We start from the raw sequence: 19,286 nt of genomic DNA, 5'->3' as shown, positions 1-19,286 counted from the left end.
TAAAGATAAAAGGGAATTGTAACCTTTTATCTTTACTACTTTTTTTGTATACTAGAAGAAAAGTGATTTGATGTGGGGGAAGTTTGATGGCTTATCATAAATTTAAATTTTATGAGCAACGAAAAAATGATCCTAAATGGCGTCCGTATTATTTAGAAGCTATGAGAGTAAGGGAACAAGCACGGCTAACAGTTCAACGTAGAAAAAGAAGGGCAAGAATTAGAACCTTTTTAGTGGTTGCGATACTGGTTATTTTAGTTTTTCTGTTATTGGCTCATTGGACATATTCACAAACAAATGAACTCTCTTTCTCCAGTTTTATCGACGTCCTAAAATCAAAAATCAACGAATTTTTAAATTAAAACAATCGAAGAAAAGCCTAGAAAAAATCATTTGCGATTTTTCCTAGGCTTTTCTATTTTAGAGTTTCACTTTTTTAGGTATTCGTTTTTTACCAAAACGGCCTTTCGTTAGGCGACTTGGTAAAATGATCAGTAAGAGTGAAAAAGGGACACTGATAATTTGCCACGTGAGTAAGCGGCCTAAGCTATTATTTTTATAGAGCCACTCTAATATAAAATGCAGCCCTAAAATACTTAACAAAGCCAAGCCTGTCAGGAAATAAGGCGTTGATACCCAGTCGGTCGTTTTCAAGAGACTAAAACCTAAAGGAATTAGATAAAAGTAAGCACTTGTTAAAGTAATACGCCAACTTTTCATAACGGTGCCTAAATTAATTATAAAAAAAAGTAAAGATAGGACTAAAGCAAAAGGTGGAAACAAAGCCACTAACGCCGAATAGATGGTTCCCCAGACGAGCATTAAGGGACCTTTAACAATAGCGGCAATAAGTGTAAACAAGCCAATTAGGAGTAACTGCTGTGTCAGTGAGCCAAAGGTTAGCAAGCCAAATAAAATAAGCAGTAGCCAGTGCCAAATGGTTTGGTTTTGTTGTTTTCGCTCAATAGTTACATTTTTTTGGATAGAGGTTTTTAAAAAATTTTCTAAATCAGGTGATTGTTTCACCTTATCACGCTCCTCTCAACTTAAGAGACAACAAACGAGTAGGTCTGCTAATTAAAAAGCAGTACCTACTCGTCTATTATAAGTGGTTTTTCTAAAAATAAAATCCGCCTTAAGTCTCAGTCACTGGGCTGCCAAGTAAAGTGTAAACCATTCAGAAAGTGTGCCGGTATAAGGTAAAACGACCCGTTTCATTCCACGAGAAATAGCAGTATACAGGATTTTTTTATCTCGTTTATTGTCGGAATAACTATTAACATTTGGGTTATGAAGAATTACATTATCAAATTCTAGACCTTTTGCCATATCAATTGATAAAACTTGCAGTGACGGATGTTCTTCCAATGAAAGAGAAGCACTAAGTTCTTTTGTTAATTGTTCTTTTTCTGCAAAAGTTTTAGTAATAATGGCGGTGCTTTCTTTCGGATCAAAAGTTGCAATGGAAGTGACGATTGCTTTAAGATAGTCAGACGCAGAGTCACAAGGAATAAATGTCGGCTTTTCTCCATCATGCCGGATGGGCACAATGGTTAATTGCTCTGGTTGAGTGCCTAATGTTTGGAAGAGTCGTGTAATTTCTTTACTTGAACGATAGCTGTTTAATAATTGATAGGTTCCAACAGAACGGCTAGTTTCGTTAACCAATAAATCATGGGCTTCAGAAAATTCAATGGCTGTATTAAAAATGGCTTGATTTTCATCACCAGCTAAAGTAAAACTAGCTTTAGGGAAAAGTGTCAGCAGTAATAATAATTGGGCTTCTGTATAATCTTGGACTTCATCGACTAGGATAAAAGCCATTTGCTGGTTGGCGAGGTTTTCAATAAATGCATGTTTCACCAAAATAAGGGCCACAATTTCATCGGCTGTGAAAACAGCTGTCTCTTTTTGATACGATTTTTCAGTGAATAAAGAATAAAACGTTTCAAAAAAGGCCCATTGATCTAGCCAAGCATCATTTTTAATAGCGGCAGTGATAGAGCGATATTTTTTCTTCAAACGTTTTAAAGCAAAATCAGCCAGATGTTTTTCATTATCTTCGGTAATCACTGTGCCAAAATAACGAATTTGTTCAGCTTCTGTTAAATCTTGGAATTGATCCAACATTTTTTTAGAATGGGCTTGTTTTAATAAGTACCGTGTCCAAAGACTGGTTAATTTTTCTTTTGTGGCTGAAATTCGTTGGCGAATACTCAAGTCAGCTGGTGTTTCTTGATAAAGTTTAAAAATTGTTTCTGAAGTAAATAAGGTCTGCTTTTTAAAAGTTAAAGGACGGAAAAAATGTGGCTGCACAACTGCTTTTTCAGGATTGCTTAAAAGAAACGTTGCAAATTCTTTTGAACGAATAACGTGCTCTTGCTCCGTTGCCTCAGAGCGAGTAATGCGTTCGAAATAGTCCGTTTCTTCTTCCATTGGCCATGCTTCTTTGGTAGTGAAGCGCAAAAATTGTAAAAGAGTCAAATTCAAGGGATTTCGTTCGCCTAAATTCGGTAAAACTTGAGAAATATAATCAATAAATGTTGAATTTGGTGAAAGTAATAAAATATTATCCGCTGTAATTTCTGCTCGATGTTGATAAAGTAAATAAGCAATCCGTTGCATAATCGCAGACGTTTTCCCACTACCAGCAATCCCGTTGACTAGTAGGAGTGGCTGCGTTTCGTCACGAATTATTTGATTTTGTTCTTGTTGAATGGTTGTCGTAATGTCCTTCATATAAGGAGACGCATCTTCTTCTAAAGAATGCAATAACACATCATCTTGAATCGCAATGGTTGTGTCAAAATAGTTGATTAATTGATCTTTTTCAATAATTAACTGTCTTTTCAAATCAAGTTGTACAGGAATGGTTTGTTGATGTGCCATGTAGGCTGTTTTCCCTAAAACATTGTCATAAAATAACGAAGCAATCGGTGAGCGCCAATCGTGAATGCGCGTTTCTTCTTCTAAAGAAGTAAAATCGTTTACGCCAATATAAAAATTTTCTGGCTCTTCAGGGCTGTCTTCAAAAGTCACGCCAATTTTGCCGAAATAAGGAACTTGTAATAGGCGTTTCACTTTGTCTAAATTTTTAGCCGTTGCTTCATTTTTTAAGTTCCATTGATCAATTTCACGGTTCTTCATTTCCAACATGGCAAACGTTTCTAGATTATCGGCATAACTATCAAAATTCAGCTTAGAATCGCGACCAAATTCTTCTAGCATATGTTTGCCATCTTTCATTGTGTTCGCCAATTGCTCTTCGTAAACTTTTTTAGCCGCTTGCAGCTCATGATAAACCGTTGTTAAATGCTGTTGTTCATAAATTTTTTCATCGGTCATGGAGATTCCTCCTTTTAATAACATGACTGAATAGTATACGTTACTTTTAGCATAAATGCAAGCGCTGTTTATGAGGAAATGGCGAATCTTATCGCCTAGTCATTCAGATTTTTCAAGAAATATGATAAAGTAGAGAGGAGATAAAGGAGGCAATCATAATGATTTTTGATACACATACACATTTGAATGCAGAACAATTTAATGATGATATTCCAGAAACGATTGCACATGCCCAAGAATTGGGTGTTACAGAGATGGCCGTGGTCGGTTTTGATGAACCAACGATTGAAAAATCTCTTTTACTTAGTCAGGAATATGCCAATATTTATAGTATCATTGGTTGGCATCCAACAGAAGCGGGTAGCTATACGCCAGAGGTTGAACGACGATTACAAGAACAATTAACGTTGCCAAAAATTGTCGCATTAGGTGAAATCGGTCTTGATTATTACTGGATGGAGGATCCTAAAGAGGTGCAAGAAAAAGTTTTTCGCCGTCAAATTGCGATTGCTCGGGAAATGAATTTACCGTTTAGTGTGCATACGAGAGAGGCATTAGAAGATACCTATCGAATTTTAAAAGATGAAAAAATTTCAGATATTGGTGGAATCATGCATAGTTTCAGTGGCGATGCTGAGTGGATGAAGAAATTTTTAGATTTAGGTTTGCATATTTCTTTTAGTGGAGTCGTAACGTTTAAAAAGGCATTGGATGTTCAAGAAGCGGCGATGGCGGTACCACTCGAACGAATGTTGGTGGAAACAGATGCACCCTATTTAGCTCCCGTTCCTTATCGTGGTAAACGGAATGAACCAGGCTATACACGATACGTAGTGGAAAAAATTGCTGAATTGCGTCAACTAACCTTTGAAGAAGTGGCAGAACAAACGAGAGTCAACGCTCATCGCTTGTTTCGGATAGATAAATGAAGGAAAAAATGAAAGTTGCAGAAATCATTGTCGTTGAAGGAAAAGACGACACACGCCGCATTCAAGAGGTAGTTGAAGCGGATACGATTGAAACGATTGGTTCTGCTATCAATGATGAAATTTTGACACAAATTGAACACGCACAAGAAACGAGAGGCGTGATTATTTTTACAGATCCAGACTATTCGGGCGAAAAAATTCGTAAAACAATAATGGAAGTCGTTCCTGATGCAAAGCATGCTTTTTTATCAAGAAAAGTTGCAGTGCCTAAAAAAAATGGCGGTAGCCTAGGGGTTGAACATGCTAGTGATGAAGCAATTATTGAAGCCTTAAAAAAAGTCGTAACACCTGTTCAAGCTGATGAAGACTATCAAGAAATTCCTAGACAAACACTAATTGAATATGGTTTAATAGCGGGAGCAAATGCCAAAAAATACCGTGAATTATTAGGAGATGACCTAAGAATTGGCTATACAAATAGCAAACAGTTAGTCAAACGGTTAAGCATGTTTCGGATTACAGAAGCAGAATTGAAAGAAAGCATGACACGTATTTTAAAAGAACTTGCAAACGAAGAATAACTACATGGAGGAACAAGCGTGACGGACTATAAAGAAATTGCCACACCATCCAGAACCAAAGAAATACTAAAAAAACATGGATTTTCATTTAAAAAGAGTTTAGGTCAAAATTTTTTGACAGAGCCTAATATTTTAAGAAAAATTGTAGAAACAGCGGGAATTAATCAGCAGACAAATGTTGTCGAAGTCGGGCCTGGAATTGGTGCATTAACAGAGCAATTAGCGATGAACGCGGCACAAGTTGTGGCTTTTGAGATTGATGATCGCTTGATTCCTGTCTTAGCGGATACCTTAAGTCGCTATGATAATGTGACAGTGGTTCATCAGGATGTTTTAAAAGCTGATTTGGTCGAGACAACCAACCAAGTTTTTCAAGAGAAGTATCCGATTAAAGTGGTAGCTAACCTACCTTACTATATTACTACGCCAATTATGATGCATTTTTTAGAATCTTCTTTAGATGTAGCCGAAATGGTTGTGATGATGCAAAAAGAGGTCGCTGATCGAATTGCTGCTAAACCAGGAACGAAAGCTTATGGCTCATTATCAATTGCTGTCCAATATTTTATGGAAGCAAGTGTCGCCTTTATTGTGCCAAAAACAGTTTTTGTGCCGCAACCCAATGTTGACTCGGCGATTATTAAATTGACGCGCCGTGCTACACCAGCGGTGACAGTGACCAATGAAAAAGAATTTTTCAAATTAACCAAAGCCAGTTTCCAATTAAGACGCAAAACATTGTGGAATAACTTAACGCATTTTTATGGGAAAGATGAACAAACGGTAGCTTGGCTAAAAGAGAGCCTAGCTGAAGCAGAAATTGATCCTTCTAGACGTGGTGAAACATTGTCTTTAGAAGAATTCGCTCGTCTAAGTAATGCTTTAGAAAAAAATAAACCAGTATAAAAAAGAACTTTCTGTTATTTATGAGAAATAACAGAAAGTTCTTTTATGTGTCTTGACACATTGCGGCTGTTCAGCTACACTTGAGAAAAACAAAAGGTGTCATGACACCTTCAGGAGGCAGTTTTAATGAAAACAAACTCAGTAAAACGTTTAACAATTTCAGCACTTTTAATTGCAATGGGGATTATCATTCCAATGGTTATGCCAAGAATTACCATTGGTCCAGCCAGTTTTACGTTAGCAAGTCACGTCCCAGTTTTTATTGCCATGTTTATTTCTCCAGTGGTGGCAATTGCGGTTAGTCTAGGAACAGGTTTTGGTTTTTTCTTATCCGCAACACCGATTATTGCTTTGCGGGCCTTATCTCATTTGATTTTTGCAGTCATTGGCGCAGTGATTTTACAAAAGCATCCAGAAATTTTAATCAATAAAGAGGGGAAATTCACTTTATTAAATGGGAAATTACAGTTGTTTAACGTGGGAATTGGAGTGATTCATTCCGCTGCCGAGCTAGTGGTTGTTTCTGTATTTTACACAATGGGCAACTTGCCAGGAACTTATTATACAGCCGGCTTCATGTATTCTATTTTTCTTTTGATGGGCGTTGGTGGATTAATTCATAGTTTGGTGGATTTCAGTATTGCTTACTTTTTAGCAAGTACCTTAAGTAAACATGTAGATATTCCAACTTTTACAGAAGCGAAACAACCCAAAGTGATAAAGAATAAGGTTAAATTAGCATAAAGAGAAGCAATCGAGGCATCCGTCATTGCGACGGATGCCTCGAGATTTTTTTATTTAATGACTTCTTCTGTTTGAGGGTCGAAGAAATGTCCTTTGTTAATATCAAAAGCTAAGTCAATCATTTCACCAGGATGGTGGAAGTCACGAGCATCTACTTTTGAGATAAACTCTGTATCACCAATTTTTGTATAAAGCATGGATTCAGCCCCTAATAATTCAGAAACAACGACTTCAGATTTAATCACCGCATCTTTCATTGCCGTTAAAGCCACTTGTTCGCTATGAATATCTTCTGGACGAATACCGAAAATTAATTCTTTGCCTTCATAACCATGTTCAACAAGCTCTTTGTTTCTTCCTTCAGGAATTGCTAGTTTTAAGCCATGTTGGTTAGAAATAACCCCATTGTTTAAGGTAACTTTGAAGAAATTCATGGCAGGTGAGCCGATGAACCCAGCTACGAACATATTTTTTGGTGTATTGTAAACTTCTTTTGGTGAACCAATTTGTTGAATAAAGCCATCTTTCATAATTACGATTCGATCAGCCATGGTCATCGCTTCGGTTTGGTCATGTGTCACATAAATTGTCGTAGTTTCTAAACGTTGGTGTAGTTTAGCGATTTCAGCACGCATGGCTACACGTAATTTTGCATCCAAGTTTGATAAAGGTTCATCCATTAAAAAGACTTTGGCATCACGGACAATTGCCCGGCCAAGTGCAACACGTTGGCGTTGTCCACCAGAAAGCGCCGCAGGTTTACGTTGTAAGTACTCTGTTAAGCCCAGAATATCCGCAGCATTTTCCACCCGTTTTTTAATTTCAGCTTTATCATATTTTCTTAGTTTTAAACCAAAAGCCATGTTATCAAAAACAGTCATATGCGGATAAAGCGCATAGTTTTGGAAAACCATGGCAATATCACGATCTTTCGGTGCAACGTCATTCATGACTTTGTCCCCAATTGATAATTCACCTTCAGTAATATCTTCTAAGCCAGCAATCATTCGCAATGTTGTTGATTTACCGCAACCAGAAGGTCCGACAAAGACGATAAATTCACGGTCTGTAATTTCTAAGTTAAAATCTGTAACAGAATAATGTTCTGCATTGTCATATTTTTTATACACATTTCTAAGCGCCATTTCCACCATTTGATACGTCACTCTTTTCTTTTTGATTTGTTACTCATAGTTTAAATGAAAACGCTATCTTTCAGCAAGGGAGAGTTGCACAAGAAAAAGAAGACTTTTTCGTCAAGGTGACAAAGGGCAAACACTCTCAGCGGATTTATCGCTAAACTTTTGTTATAATATAACAAAGACAGGAGTTAGATAACATGAAAATCGCTTTAATCGCTCATGATCGTAAAAAAACATTAATGATCAAACTAGCAACCGCTTATAAACATATTTTAGAAAAACATGAATTGTATGCAACAGGGACGACAGGCATGAAAGTGATGGAAGCAACTGGCTTACCCGTGCATTGCTTTAAATCGGGGCCATTAGGTGGGGATCAACAGATTGGCGCAATGATATCAGAAGACAACATTGATTTAGTTATTTTTTTAAGAGATCCTCTTTCCGCGCAACCGCATGAACCAGATGTGACGGCTTTGATTCGTCTAAGTGATGTCTATGAAATTCCTTTAGCGACCAATATCGGCAGTGCTGAAATTCTTTTGAGAGGTGTCGAGGCGGGGTTTGCGGACTTCCGTGAGGTTATCCATGAAGGGGATCGTCGACCGTTAGCTTTTTAGAGAACCTTAATGGTTATTTTGACTATTTTGACTATTTTGTGGTATATTTTATGAGGACTTTTGTCCAAATAAAATAACAGAGTAGGAGACAAAGCGTTAAGTGCTAAAAGGATGGGATGTTGCCTTTTGGACGAAGAACATAAACAGTGTGTTGCTAGAAAGCAAAGGTTCTTACTTTGCTTATCATCAGAACAACACGTTCAGCTTTTTAATGTTCGCGGTTTTGTTTTCGCATTCGCTGCATGGTTCGTCATGTAGCAGCTCTTAGAGGAGATGCTAAAAATGACAAAGAAAAAATTTGGCACAAAATCCATTGCGTTAATGGGCGTACTCATTGCGGTGGTCGTTGTCTTTTCACGCTTTTTTGCGTATGAAACAACGTTTTTAAAAATCAGTTTCACGTTTATCCCAGAATCATTGATTGGGATGATTTTCGGACCTTTTTGGGCTGGAATCGGCACGGCGGTGGCTGATGTAGTAGGAATGCTGCTTTTTCCAAAAGCAGGCTATTTTCCTGGGTTTACTTTAAATGCCTTTTTGGCTGGTGCTATTTATGGTTATTTCTATTATAAGAAAGAAATGACATGGCAACGAGTGATTTTGGCGACATTGTTGGTCACCGTTTTAATTAATATCATTTTAACTCCTTTGTGGTTAAGTTTAATGTATGGCGTCAATCTAGCAAATTTTGCTTGGTGGGTGCCACGCTTAATTAAAACAGTTATTTTCTTTCCTATTCAAGTAATTGCCACTTATTATTTAGGCAATAAAATTCCCTTTAAACGTTTATTTGGAAAACCATTATCTGAATTAGATCAATAAATTTAAAATTAAAAGAGTCACTTTTCATCATCCCAGAAAAGTGACTCTTTTTTATTGTGCTTTTTGATTAAACTGTGCTTCGTAAAGGTCACGATAATAACCCTGTTCTTTTTGCAATAATTCGTCATGGGTGCCAATTTCAACTACTTGACCATTGTCCATAACTAGAATTTTTTCAGCACTTTTGATTGTTGCTAAGCGATGGGCAATAACAAAACTGGTCCGGCCAGTCATCATTTGTAAAAAAGCATCCTGAATTTTTTGCTCGGTCAATGTATCAACTGAACTGGTCGCTTCATCTAAAATAAGCATCGGCGGATTACTAATCATCGTGCGTGCAATAGTCATTAATTGTCGTTGTCCTTCAGAAATTTTAACGCCTTGGGAACCAATCTGAGTATCTAGTCCTTGAGGTAAACGCATGACGAAATCAAAAATATGGGCTTTTTTCATGGCTTCTATAATTTCTTCGTCAGAGGCTTCAGGATTTCCGTACGTTAAATTTTCCCGAATGGAACTATCGAATAGCCAAGTATCTTGGAGAACCATACCAAAACTTTTTCGCAAGCTATCCCGAGTAATTTGAGTAATGTCGTGAGTATCAACCGTAATTTGGCCACGGTCGACCTCGTAAAAGCGCATTAACAAATTCACTAATGTTGATTTACCCGCACCAGTTCGCCCAACAATGGCAATTGTTTCTCCTGGTTCAGCAATTAAATTAAAGTTTTCGATTAAAGGTCGCGTCGGCGTGTAAGAAAAATCAACGTCTTTAAATTCAACACGGCCTCGCGCTTCTTTCAAAACAATTGCGTTCGGGGCATCAGGACGTTCAACTGGTTGATCCATCATATCAAAAGTACGTTCCAATCCAGCTAAGGCGGCTTGGATTTGGTTGGTGATTCCTGAGAGTTCAATAAAAGGTTTAGAAAACTGACTAGAGTAAATGGTGAAACTGGAAATAACACCAACTGTGACTAAAGGATTGCCACTTAAAACTAACAAGCCACCGACTAATCCAATCGATAAATAAGATAAATGGTCGATAAATCGAGAAAGTGGGTTGGTTAAGGAGGAAGAAAACTGAGCCTTCTGTCCTTTTTCATACAACGTTTGATTCAATGCTTCAAATGTTTCTTGCGTAGCTTGTTCTTGTTGAAAGGCTTTAACAATTTTTTGGTTGCCAACCATTTCTGAAACGAAGCCGGAAATTTCACCAACAATCGTTTGTTGTGCAGCAAAGTTTTTTTGTGAAGCTTTTGCAACAAGCCAGTTTACAATAAAAATAATCGGCGTACTGATAAGAACCACTAATGTGAGCAGGGGACTTAGCCGAATCATAAAGAGCAAAGCAACAACGACGGTGGCCATGCCAGAAAATAATTGGTTGAAGACAGCCGAGCAAGCCATTGAAATATTGTCAATATCGTTGGTAAAGCGACTGACGATATTTCCGTGTGACGTTTGGTCATAATAACTTAACGGTAATTGATTTAAATGGGCAAAGGCGTCTTTTCTCAGCTGTGTGGTCGATAAATAAGACACGCGATTACCGAGACGTTGAATCAGCCATTGACTTAGAACGGTTACGAGTAAAATTCCTGCTAATAAACCTAAAATTTTGATGAGTTGCGCAGCATTGACTTGTCCTTTACCAACCATTGTATCAACGGATTTACCTATATAATAAGTCATGAGGACAGTCGAAAAACCACTGAGAATTCCTAGAATTAAGGCGCCGATAATTTCTTTTGGATAGCGTAGTAAATACGGCTTAAAACGTGAGAAGGCACCAAAATGAATTTTTTTAGTTTGCATGGGTATCCTCCTCCTGTGACGCAACGATTTCTTGATACTCTTTAGAAGAAGTAAGTAATTCTTCGTGGGTGCCAAGGCCAGCGACTTTTCCACTATCTAGGACTAAAATTTGATTCGCCGTAGCAATCGAACTCACGCGTTGTGAAATTAAAATAACGGTTGTCTCTGCTCGTTCTTTTTGTAAAGCACGGCGCAGATTCAAATCTGTTTGATAGTCGAGGGCACTCAAGGAATCATCTAAAATAAGTAAATGCGGTTTCCTAATCAAGGCACGGGCAATGGTCAACCGTTGTCTTTGTCCACCAGAAAAGTTTTTTCCGCCTTCGTTAACAGGCGTGTCTAACCCTTGGTCTAATTGTTCAACAAATTCTTTACATTGGGCGATAGCTAATGCTTCCCAACAGTCTTCATCAGTTGCATTTGGTTTGCCCCATTGTAAGTTTTCTCGAATAGTCCCTGTAAATAAGACGGCAGTTTGTGGAACACTTGCAACTTGTTGGCGTAAAGTAAAGAGCGGCCAATCGCGCACATTTACACCATTAATAAAAAGGTTTCCTGCACTCACATCATAAAATCTGGGAATGAGTTGGGTTAAGGTACTTTTCCCGCTGCCGGTAGGTCCCGTGATGCCGAGAATTGAGCCTTTAGGAATCGTAAAATTGATATTTTCCAAAGCCAAACCGGCCTCTGGTTCATAGCGAAAATCTACATGGTCAAAGGTAATATCACCAAATTGTGGAGATGTTTTTGCTGATTCTGGTGTATCTGTTAACTGGCTTTCTACAGTTAAAACCTCATTGACACGGTTTGCGGAAGCGGCGGCTCGCGTAAAAATTACCACGAGATTAGAAGCAACAATTAAAGCGAGCATCATTTGATTCATATAATTGATCAATGCTAAAACTTCCCCTTGTTGCAAGGAACCAAAAGAAACTTTTAAGCCACTAAAATAAAGTAAAAATAAAATTCCAACATTCATAATCAAAGTGGTTAAAGGCGTTAATAAAGCAGAGACATTCGATACACGAATGTAAATATCGCCTAAATCATCTGAAGCTTTATCAACATGTCGTTGCTCTGTTTCCTTTCTAGCAAACGCACGGATCACACGGACACCGCTTAAATTTTGACTAATTTGACGGTTTAACCGATCCAAATATTCTTGGACTTTTTGATATAAAGGCACAGTCACTTTAATGATAATAAAGAGAATAAGGCTAAAAATTGGTAAAAGTAATAGGAAAAGAAAGCCCATCTGCACGTCAATGTAAAAAGCCATGACCACAGAACCGATACTTAAAAAAGGTGTCCGAATGACCAACCGAATAAACATCGCTAAAGCCAATTGAAGCTGGTTGATATCGTTTGTGATCCGGGTGATGAGGGTATCTGTACCAAAACTATTTAATTCTTTGTGTGAAAGCTGATTAATTTTCTTCATTAATTGATTTCTTAGCTCCGTCCCAAAACCTTGCGAAGCGACTGAAGCATAATATTGACAAATCATGACAAAAAATAAACCAACTAACGACATAACAAGCATCCAGAGGGCCATTTCTATGACAGTCTGTCGGTCGTTTTGACGAATACCGACATCGACTAAGTGAGCCATGAATAAGGGCAAGACTAACTCGAAACAAGCTTCTAAAAATTTGAAGACTGGACCGAGGATAATTTGTTTTCGATAATTTTTTGCGTATTTCAATAAACCAAACATAAGATTCCTCCCTTTGCTGCTCTCATTGTAGCCTAATCTTTCAATGAAAGAAAGTTGTTCGCTACATTTTCTCAACTTCTGTTAAAATAGAAGAAAAGAGCAAAGAAGTGGAGTGTGACAGAAACGTGGAAAAAATGAGTCAGGTTATTTTGTTATTTTTTATTTATTCCTTTATCGGCTGGTTATGGGAAACGGTGTATTGTTCATTAAAAGCCAAAAAATTTGTTTATCGAGGATTTTTAGTAGGGCCCTATTGTCCTATTTATGGATTTGGGGTCTTAAGCGTTCTCTATTTTGTGGAACCCTTTGAGAACAATCTCTTGGTATTGTATGTCGGATCGGCTGTTTTAGTGACGATTTTAGAATATGTCACTAGTTATGGCTTGGAAAAATTGTTCCATGCCTCTTGGTGGGATTATCATGATGTACCTTTTAATTTAAACGGTCGCGTGGCTTTACCGGTTTCTCTTTTTTGGGGATTGGGGTGTGTCTTGATTGTCAAAGTTATTCAACCAGAAATCGCCAAAGTTGTCAGCTTTTTACAAGCAACCTTTGGCAACTACTTAGCCCTTTGCATAGTGATTGTAATGGGGCTTGACTTAATTTATACGTTGCTGAACATGCAAGGTTTCAAAAAACTTATTACCGAGATGGGCCAAACGTTGGAAACGAACCAACAAGAATTTAAGCAACGGCTGAACACAAAAATGGAAATCGCTACAGCTGATTGGCAGAAGTTAAAAGAACGAACCAAAAAAGAGCATTTCCAAAATCGGTTAAATTTCCAACAACGTCGTTTTATTAACAATTACCCAAAACTAACTTTAAAAAACATTAAAAATTCCAAAGAAGTTCGGCATCTCTTAGAAGATTTGAAGAAAAAGGGCCAATAATTAACAAAAAATATTACAAAATATTTCAATCAATGGTCTAATGGGATGAAAAAAAGAAAAATCGTCAAAAGCTAGTTTTTAAGCCGTCTTAAGAAATTCTTAAAGAATTGAGATAGAAATGGACTAATGAATAAACGCAGGATAAAAAAAGAGTTGCATTTAAATTGTAACAAATTGTAACACGATTGAAATAAAACAAGCCCTCCTGACTAGTATAATGAGTAGGTGTTTTAGATAAGTTAGGAAAGGTGTTGGATTTAGTGAAGGTTAAAAAGTTGATACCATTTTTAACAACAATGATGCTTATCAATTTTGGACTTCCAGTCGCTGCGGCAGCAGAATCACTTGATTCGTTGCAAGAAAAAGAAGCGCAAGCGAAACAATCTGGGGAGTTAATTAGTAAAGAAATCAATTCAGCCTTAGACGATGTAAATGCTAAATATGCGGAAATCGAACGTTTAAAAACGCAAATTTCAAAAGCGGAAGATACGTTGAAAACTTCGAAAGAGGAAATAGAAAAAACAGAAAAAAATATTTCTCGTCGTAAAGAAGCTGTTGGCGATCGTATGAAGGATATTCAATTAAATGGCGACCAACGTACTTGGCAAGCCTTATTAGATGCAGAAAATTTATCAGATTTCTTTAATCGGGCCTACGCCATGACCGTTTTACAAAACTTTGAACGGGAAAAGATTGAAAGCTTAACTAGCGAAAAAGAAAAGTTAGCTGCATTACAAGAAAAAGTTGAAAATACGCAAACAACTTTAAAACAAAATGAAGAGAAATTACAAGTTGAAGCTTCTTCAATGAATAATAAAGTCTCTGAGTTAAAAGAAAAAATGGCGAATAATGAAGAATTATTGGCTCAAATTTCGACAGACAAACAAAAAGAGCAACAACGCTTAGTCAGCGAAAAAGCAGCAGCTGAGGCACAGAAAAAACGTGCGGCAGAAACTGCCAAAGCAGAAGCAGCGAAGAAACAAGCAGCTGCCGACAAACAAGCGCAAGCAGATGCGGCGGCTAAACTAGAAGCCGAAGCTGCTGAAGAGTCAAGCAGTCAAGCATCAAGCTCTTCTACAAGTACGGAAAGCAGTAGCACTGAATCTTCAAGTTCAGCTAGTTCATCCGAATCGTCATCAACGACAGAATCATCGACAGGCGAATCATCAACACCAGGAACTGGCTCTGGTCGTGTGCTTCAGATGGAATCAACTGCTTATTCTTGGCGTGAGCCAGGTGCAAGTAATCTAAGTGCTACTGGTATTGACTTAAGTAAACAAAGCAATGTAGTTGCAGTCGATCCAAGCGTAATTCCTCTGGGGTCATTAGTGAAAGTCTCTGGTTATGGCTTTGCTATTGCTGGAGATACAGGTGGCGCTATTCAAGGAAATATTGTTGATGTTCATTTTGATTCAGTAGAGCAATGTACTGCTTGGGGACGACGTCAGGTTACAGTAGAAATTCAATAATAAATTTGTTATACTAAAGACAAGATAAAAGGAATTGGCTAAGTCAGTAATGATAGTAGCCAGTTCTTTTTTAGTTAAATGTAAAGGAGAATTACAATGATTCGCTCGGCAACAAAAGAAGACGGTCAAGCGATTGCTCGGCTGGTCTTAGTTATTTTAAAAGATATGGAGTTACCAATTTTAGAAGAAGTCTCAGAAGAACAAATGATTGACCTGTTAGCAGAGGCAACGGCGTATCCAACCTATCGCTATGGCTATCAACGAATTTTAGTTTATGAACATGCAGGTGAAGTTGCAGGGATTGCTGTCGGCTATCCTGCGGAAGATGAAAAGATTATTGATGAACCTTTAAGAGAAGTCTTTAAAAAACATGGCTTAGCAGAAGATGTTCGGCTATTTATTGAAGAAGAAACCTTGCCTAATGAATGGTATTTAGACACGATCTCTGTGGATGAACGTTTCCGCGGAATGGGAATTGGTTCTAAGTTATTAGATGCTTTACCTGAAGTAGCCAAAGCTAGCGGGAAGCAAGCCTTGGGTCTAAATGTTGATTTTGACAATCCAGGGGCGAGAAAGTTATACGCAAGCAAAGGCTTTAAAGATGTCACAACAATGACTATTAGTGGTCACTTATACAATCATATGCAAAAAGAAGTGTAAAAATAGAGGTCGGGACAGAAGCGTTTAACTCCGAGAAATAAGAAGGAATTTCCGAAAATTGTTCTATAATTTTTGGATAATTTCGGCTTATTTCCGAAGGAGTTGCTTCTGTTCCCGCCGTTTATCAATTTTTAAGCCTGGGACAAAAATCCAAAGTGATTTTTGTCCCAGGCTCTATTTTTCATTAATCCGTTAAAGGATCAAAATCTAATCCAAAATCATCGGAAGTTTTTTGTTTTTTCTTATTATATAACCAGTAGTCAAGGACAGCTGCTATACAGATGCACAACGGTGCGTCCTCATCATTGGCAACAGTTAAAACAAAATAGTCGCCTGTACAAAGCATGGTTTTATCCATTGACATAATTTTTTTATGGACTTGATAAATTGAATATTGATGCGCTTTGATATCACCAACAACTGCCCAGTGAAGGCCTTGAACATAATAGAAATCAGCATTCAAATTGAACAGTTTTCGTAGAGTACCCACTTTTTCAAAACGCTGATATAACTCAAATCGTGTACCAAAAGTCCAAGAAACTTGTTTAATACTGGCTAAAATTTCTCCGTTCATTGCATATAAAGAAAGCGCATCTCCTCGTGTGCCCCAGCGCCCCACCAATAGAAAAAGTGAACGGCCTGCTTGGTCTTTCACGATGGTTCGCGTAACTTTTCCTAACTGTTGTTCTTGAATAAAAAATTCAGACACGACACGATCTCCTTTCTATATATAAATGAGTGCTGTAACTGGTAGTGCTTATTACAAATCTTCTCTTATTGCACGCAGGATGGCTTCGCCAACACCATTTTCTAAATTAGTGGCTGTTTCATATTTAGCGTATTCTTTTAATTCCAGTTCGGCATTGCCCATTGCAAAACTTACCCCAGCCCATTGAATCATGCTGACGTCATTTAAATTATCACCAATAGTCATGACTTGTTCAGCGGGAATCCCACGTTCTTTAGCGACGCGCGCAACCGCAATCCCTTTTTGTGCTAGGCGGTGGTTAATTTCAATATTATTAAGCGCAGAAGAGGTAACAACCAAATCATCTAGTTCTTCTACTTCCATCCCAGCAGGACCTAATACTTTCGGCCCATCCATACTGAAGCCAATAATCTTAAGGACTTCAATCGAATCATCTTTTAGAATGTCGTCTAAACGATCGACATAGGTAATATGCAATAAAGATAGGTGTGCTGAAGCCATGGCAATCGCTACTTTATAAGTTAAATGGGGCATGGATTCTGCAATATGAGCGGCAAAGTTTTCAATTCTTTTTTCTTGATGTTCAGAAAAAATACCTTTATTTGTAGAGATTTCATAGTAAACATTGTGTTGACTCAAAATAGTTAGTACTTCTGTTACTGTTTCTTTTTCGATCCCAGCCGTGAAAAGTGAGTGTCCATCTTTGTCAAACACTTGGGCGCCGTTTAAAGTAATCATGGCGCAGTCAATTCCAGCTTCTTCTAACGCGGGTTTCGCTTCGGTATATGCGCGGCCAGTAGCAACCATAAATTCGATTCCTAAACGTTCCGCTTCGCGAATTGCTGAAGCGTTATCATTTGTGATGCTCATTTTTGCATCTAAAAGTGTTCCATCCATATCTGAAGCAATTAATTTAATCATCGATTCTCTACACCTCATTATCTATTTAAAGCTTACCTATAGTTTACCACGTTTTTCCAAGAGAAAGTACCCAGAAATTTCTTGTCAGGTTTGGAGAAATTCGTTATGCTTAGAGAGCGAAGGAGTGAGCATTATGAAAGAAATTATTCACAATAGTTGGCAAACCGTTTTATCTGCTGAATTTGAAAAACCGTATTATCAAGAATTGCGGGAATTTTTGAAAAAAGAATATCAGACACAAACGATTTATCCAGATATGTATCATTTATTTTCAGCGTTAGAACTGACCCCTTTTGAAGAAGTAAAAGTAGTAATTTTGGGACAAGACCCATATCATGGACCCAATCAAGCACACGGACTAAGTTTCTCTGTCCAGCCAGGTGTGAAAGTGCCGCCATCTCTTGCGAATATTTACAAAGAATTACAAGCTGATTTAGGATACCAACCCGTCAACCATGGCTTTTTAGAAAGCTGGGCTAAACAAGGCGTGTTATTATTAAATACTGTGTTGACCGTTCGGGCAGGTCAAGCCTATTCCCATCGAGGTAAAGGGTGGGAGCAACTGACAGATGTCATTATCGAAAAGTTGAATGAGCGTGAAAAACCTGTTGTTTTCATTTTATGGGGACGTCCTGCTCAAGAAAAAATTAAAATGATTGATACGACTCGGCATGTGATTATCAAATCGCCACACCCAAGTCCATTGTCAGCACATCGTGGTTTTTTTGGCTCACGTCCGTTTTCTCAAGCGAATGCCGCTCTAGAACGTTTAGGGGAAACGCCGATTGATTGGCAACTTCCTGAAACAGTGTAATGTAACAGTGTATGCTGTTATAGTGTAGAAGAGTTAGTTTGTGAAAAGTTTATCGGATTATTGGTTTTTTTGACTAATACAGCTAGAAAAAACTGTTATTTTCTTTGAGAATAGTGTATGATGGATTTTGTAAATATAAAACTGGAGGGTTTATCGTGGAATTATTCGATAGCTTAAAATTTAAAGTCGTACGCCGTAATATCAAAATTGTTTTCCCTGAAGCAACAGATCCTAGAATCTTAGGTGCTGCTGCCCGCTTAAAATCTGATGAATTAGTAGAACCAATCTTAATTGGTGATCCAACAGATATCGCAAATGCTGCTATGGCTCGTGGAATCAACACATCAAACTTTATTATTATCAACCCAAATGATTATGAAAAATGGGATGAAATGGTCGAAGCATTTGTTGAACGCCGTAATGGAAAAGCTACTAAAGAAGATGCTGAAAAAATCTTAAAAGATGTCAACTATTTCGGTACTATGTTAACTTACATGGGTATTGCTGATGGTATGGTTAGTGGTGCTATCCACTCAACAGGTGATACAGTTCGTCCTGCGTTACAAATCATTAAAACAAAACCAGGCGTAAGCCGTACAAGTGGTGCCTTCTTAATGATTCGTGGTCGTGACCAAGAAAGATATTTATTCTCAGACTGCGCGATTAACGTGAACCCAACTGCACAAGAATTAGCTGAAATTGCTGTTGATAGTGCCAAAACAGCTGAATTATTTGACATTGAACCAAAAGTTTCATTGTTAAGTTTTTCAACAAAAGGTTCTGCAAAAGCACCAGAAGTAACAAAAGTTGCTGAAGCTACAAAAATTGCGCAAGAATTAGCACCTGAATATGCGATTGATGGTGAATTACAATTTGATGCTTCTTATGTATCTTCTGTTGCACAATTAAAAGCGCCTAACTCAAAAGTTGCTGGAGAAGCAACAGTCTTTGTATTCCCAGATTTACAATCAGGAAATATTGGCTACAAAATTGCTCAACGTTTAGGTAACTTTGAAGCAATTGGCCCAATCTTACAAGGATTGAACAAACCAGTTTCTGATTTATCACGTGGTGCAAACGAAGAAGATGTTTATAAATTATCAATCATTACAGCTGCTCAAACATTAATGAACGACTAATTAACTATGTCGAAGCATGATAAATAAGCAAAGTAGAAGTTGAGGTTCCCAGGACAC

19 protein-coding genes and 1 riboswitch are annotated in these 19,286 nt (G+C 37.7%); of the genes, 12 read left to right on the top strand and 7 right to left on the bottom strand.

What is annotated here, in order from left to right; translation table 11 throughout:
* Window positions 1-86 precede the first annotated feature (86 nt).
* Window positions 87-362, top strand: a complete 276-nt coding sequence (locus IGK86_RS11115) for a hypothetical protein (protein WP_002361374.1) — start codon at window positions 87-89, stop codon at window positions 360-362.
* Window positions 363-420: 58 nt separating this feature from the next.
* On the opposite strand, the gene IGK86_RS11110 is transcribed toward IGK86_RS11115, so the two are convergent.
* Together IGK86_RS11110 and IGK86_RS11105 are read right to left on the bottom strand one after the other, a co-directional pair.
* Entirely contained in the window at window positions 421-1,026 is a 606-nt protein-coding gene (locus IGK86_RS11110; RefSeq protein ID WP_002383359.1) for a hypothetical protein, read from the bottom strand.
* A gap of 120 nt (window positions 1,027-1,146) precedes the next feature.
* Complete coding sequence (locus tag IGK86_RS11105; RefSeq protein WP_016617475.1) at window positions 1,147-3,369, bottom strand: HelD family protein; 2,223 nt, start codon at window positions 3,367-3,369, stop codon at window positions 1,147-1,149.
* Between the two features lie 134 nt (window positions 3,370-3,503).
* Here IGK86_RS11105 and IGK86_RS11100 point away from each other — a divergent pair, with 134 nt between their 5' ends.
* From IGK86_RS11100 to IGK86_RS11085, 4 genes are all read left to right on the top strand, one after another.
* Window positions 3,504-4,274 (top strand): TatD family hydrolase, encoded by a 771-nt coding sequence (locus IGK86_RS11100; protein ID WP_002358846.1) that lies wholly within the window; start codon window positions 3,504-3,506, stop codon window positions 4,272-4,274.
* Window positions 4,271-4,855 (top strand): ribonuclease M5, encoded by a 585-nt coding sequence (rnmV, locus tag IGK86_RS11095; protein ID WP_438742457.1) that lies wholly within the window; start codon window positions 4,271-4,273, stop codon window positions 4,853-4,855. The genes IGK86_RS11100 and rnmV overlap by 4 nt, the downstream gene beginning before the upstream one ends.
* A gap of 18 nt (window positions 4,856-4,873) precedes the next feature.
* Complete coding sequence (gene rsmA, locus IGK86_RS11090) at window positions 4,874-5,761, top strand: 16S rRNA (adenine(1518)-N(6)/adenine(1519)-N(6))-dimethyltransferase RsmA (protein WP_002358849.1); 888 nt, start codon at window positions 4,874-4,876, stop codon at window positions 5,759-5,761.
* 126 nt (window positions 5,762-5,887) lie between these two features.
* A complete protein-coding gene (locus tag IGK86_RS11085; RefSeq protein ID WP_016617474.1) occupies window positions 5,888-6,505 on the top strand; it encodes a hypothetical protein in 618 nt (205 codons plus the stop codon).
* 50 nt (window positions 6,506-6,555) lie between these two features.
* Here the strand turns inward: IGK86_RS11085 and IGK86_RS11080 are convergent, their stop codons facing one another.
* A complete protein-coding gene (locus tag IGK86_RS11080; RefSeq protein ID WP_002355822.1) occupies window positions 6,556-7,659 on the bottom strand; it encodes an ABC transporter ATP-binding protein in 1,104 nt (367 codons plus the stop codon).
* A gap of 185 nt (window positions 7,660-7,844) precedes the next feature.
* Between IGK86_RS11080 and mgsA the strand changes: the two genes are divergently transcribed.
* Both mgsA and IGK86_RS11070 read left to right on the top strand, forming a co-directional pair.
* The gene (gene mgsA, locus IGK86_RS11075; RefSeq protein ID WP_002355823.1) at window positions 7,845-8,267 is read left to right on the top strand and encodes a methylglyoxal synthase; all 423 of its coding nucleotides are present in this window, start codon (window positions 7,845-7,847) and stop codon (window positions 8,265-8,267) included.
* Between the two features lie 75 nt (window positions 8,268-8,342).
* Window positions 8,343-8,510: riboswitch (THF riboswitch) on the top strand.
* A 30-nt stretch (window positions 8,511-8,540) separates the two neighbouring features.
* A complete protein-coding gene (locus IGK86_RS11070) occupies window positions 8,541-9,089 on the top strand; it encodes a folate family ECF transporter S component (protein ID WP_002385065.1) in 549 nt (182 codons plus the stop codon).
* Window positions 9,090-9,140: 51 nt separating this feature from the next.
* Here the strand turns inward: IGK86_RS11070 and IGK86_RS11065 are convergent, their stop codons facing one another.
* The gene (locus IGK86_RS11065) at window positions 9,141-10,907 is read right to left on the bottom strand and encodes an ABC transporter ATP-binding protein (protein WP_002383364.1); all 1,767 of its coding nucleotides are present in this window, start codon (window positions 10,905-10,907) and stop codon (window positions 9,141-9,143) included.
* Window positions 10,897-12,624: an ABC transporter ATP-binding protein gene (locus IGK86_RS11060; RefSeq protein ID WP_002364705.1), complete on the bottom strand. Its 1,728-nt coding sequence runs from the start codon at window positions 12,622-12,624 to the stop codon at window positions 10,897-10,899. Before IGK86_RS11060 ends, IGK86_RS11065 begins: the two co-directional genes overlap by 11 nt.
* Before the next feature lie 125 nt (window positions 12,625-12,749).
* On the opposite strand from IGK86_RS11060, the gene IGK86_RS11055 reads away from it, so the two are divergent.
* The 3 genes from IGK86_RS11055 (at window position 12,750) to IGK86_RS11045 (ending at window position 15,646) form a co-directional block, all read left to right on the top strand.
* Complete coding sequence (locus IGK86_RS11055; protein WP_002387023.1) at window positions 12,750-13,517, top strand: putative ABC transporter permease; 768 nt, start codon at window positions 12,750-12,752, stop codon at window positions 13,515-13,517.
* 248 nt (window positions 13,518-13,765) lie between these two features.
* Complete coding sequence (locus IGK86_RS11050; protein ID WP_016617472.1) at window positions 13,766-14,986, top strand: 3D domain-containing protein; 1,221 nt, start codon at window positions 13,766-13,768, stop codon at window positions 14,984-14,986.
* A gap of 96 nt (window positions 14,987-15,082) precedes the next feature.
* A complete protein-coding gene (locus tag IGK86_RS11045) occupies window positions 15,083-15,646 on the top strand; it encodes a GNAT family N-acetyltransferase (RefSeq protein ID WP_002355832.1) in 564 nt (187 codons plus the stop codon).
* A gap of 184 nt (window positions 15,647-15,830) precedes the next feature.
* On the opposite strand, the gene IGK86_RS11040 is transcribed toward IGK86_RS11045, so the two are convergent.
* On the bottom strand, window positions 15,831-16,355 hold the full coding sequence (locus IGK86_RS11040) for an LURP-one-related/scramblase family protein (RefSeq protein WP_002355833.1): 525 nt from the start codon (window positions 16,353-16,355) through the stop codon (window positions 15,831-15,833).
* A gap of 51 nt (window positions 16,356-16,406) precedes the next feature.
* Window positions 16,407-17,276, bottom strand: a complete 870-nt coding sequence (locus IGK86_RS11035) for a Cof-type HAD-IIB family hydrolase (RefSeq protein ID WP_002383369.1) — start codon at window positions 17,274-17,276, stop codon at window positions 16,407-16,409.
* A gap of 133 nt (window positions 17,277-17,409) precedes the next feature.
* Here IGK86_RS11035 and IGK86_RS11030 point away from each other — a divergent pair, with 133 nt between their 5' ends.
* The gene (locus tag IGK86_RS11030) at window positions 17,410-18,090 is read left to right on the top strand and encodes a uracil-DNA glycosylase (protein ID WP_002363309.1); all 681 of its coding nucleotides are present in this window, start codon (window positions 17,410-17,412) and stop codon (window positions 18,088-18,090) included.
* 155 nt (window positions 18,091-18,245) lie between these two features.
* On the top strand, window positions 18,246-19,229 hold the full coding sequence (gene pta, locus IGK86_RS11025; RefSeq protein ID WP_002355836.1) for a phosphate acetyltransferase: 984 nt from the start codon (window positions 18,246-18,248) through the stop codon (window positions 19,227-19,229).
* Window positions 19,230-19,286: the final 57 nt, after the last annotated feature.

The organism is Enterococcus sp. DIV1206, assembly GCF_051712485.1.
Lineage (GTDB): Bacteria > Bacillota > Bacilli > Lactobacillales > Enterococcaceae > Enterococcus > Enterococcus faecalis.
The sequence above is the reverse complement of the archived record's forward strand: the minus strand, read 5'-3'. Positions and strand labels throughout refer to the sequence as shown.

What these genes read in the sequence shown, in the direction of transcription:
- IGK86_RS11115 (WP_002361374.1), top strand. Translation starts at nt 87, where the DNA reads ATGGCTTATCATAAATTTAAATTTTATGAGCAACGAAAAAATGATCCT.
- IGK86_RS11105 (WP_016617475.1), bottom strand. Translation starts at nt 3,369, where the DNA reads ATGTTATTAAAAGGAGGAATCTCCATGACCGATGAAAAAATTTATGAA.
- IGK86_RS11100 (WP_002358846.1), top strand. Translation starts at nt 3,504, where the DNA reads ATGATTTTTGATACACATACACATTTGAATGCAGAACAATTTAATGAT.
- rnmV (WP_438742457.1), top strand. Translation starts at nt 4,271, where the DNA reads ATGAAGGAAAAAATGAAAGTTGCAGAAATCATTGTCGTTGAAGGAAAA.
- IGK86_RS11085 (WP_016617474.1), top strand. Translation starts at nt 5,888, where the DNA reads ATGAAAACAAACTCAGTAAAACGTTTAACAATTTCAGCACTTTTAATT.
- IGK86_RS11080 (WP_002355822.1), bottom strand. Translation starts at nt 7,659, where the DNA reads ATGGTGGAAATGGCGCTTAGAAATGTGTATAAAAAATATGACAATGCA.
- mgsA (WP_002355823.1), top strand. Translation starts at nt 7,845, where the DNA reads ATGAAAATCGCTTTAATCGCTCATGATCGTAAAAAAACATTAATGATC.
- IGK86_RS11070 (WP_002385065.1), top strand. Translation starts at nt 8,541, where the DNA reads ATGCTAAAAATGACAAAGAAAAAATTTGGCACAAAATCCATTGCGTTA.
- IGK86_RS11065 (WP_002383364.1), bottom strand. Translation starts at nt 10,907, where the DNA reads ATGCAAACTAAAAAAATTCATTTTGGTGCCTTCTCACGTTTTAAGCCG.
- IGK86_RS11060 (WP_002364705.1), bottom strand. Translation starts at nt 12,624, where the DNA reads ATGTTTGGTTTATTGAAATACGCAAAAAATTATCGAAAACAAATTATC.
- IGK86_RS11045 (WP_002355832.1), top strand. Translation starts at nt 15,083, where the DNA reads ATGATTCGCTCGGCAACAAAAGAAGACGGTCAAGCGATTGCTCGGCTG.
- IGK86_RS11035 (WP_002383369.1), bottom strand. Translation starts at nt 17,276, where the DNA reads ATGATTAAATTAATTGCTTCAGATATGGATGGAACACTTTTAGATGCA.
- IGK86_RS11030 (WP_002363309.1), top strand. Translation starts at nt 17,410, where the DNA reads ATGAAAGAAATTATTCACAATAGTTGGCAAACCGTTTTATCTGCTGAA.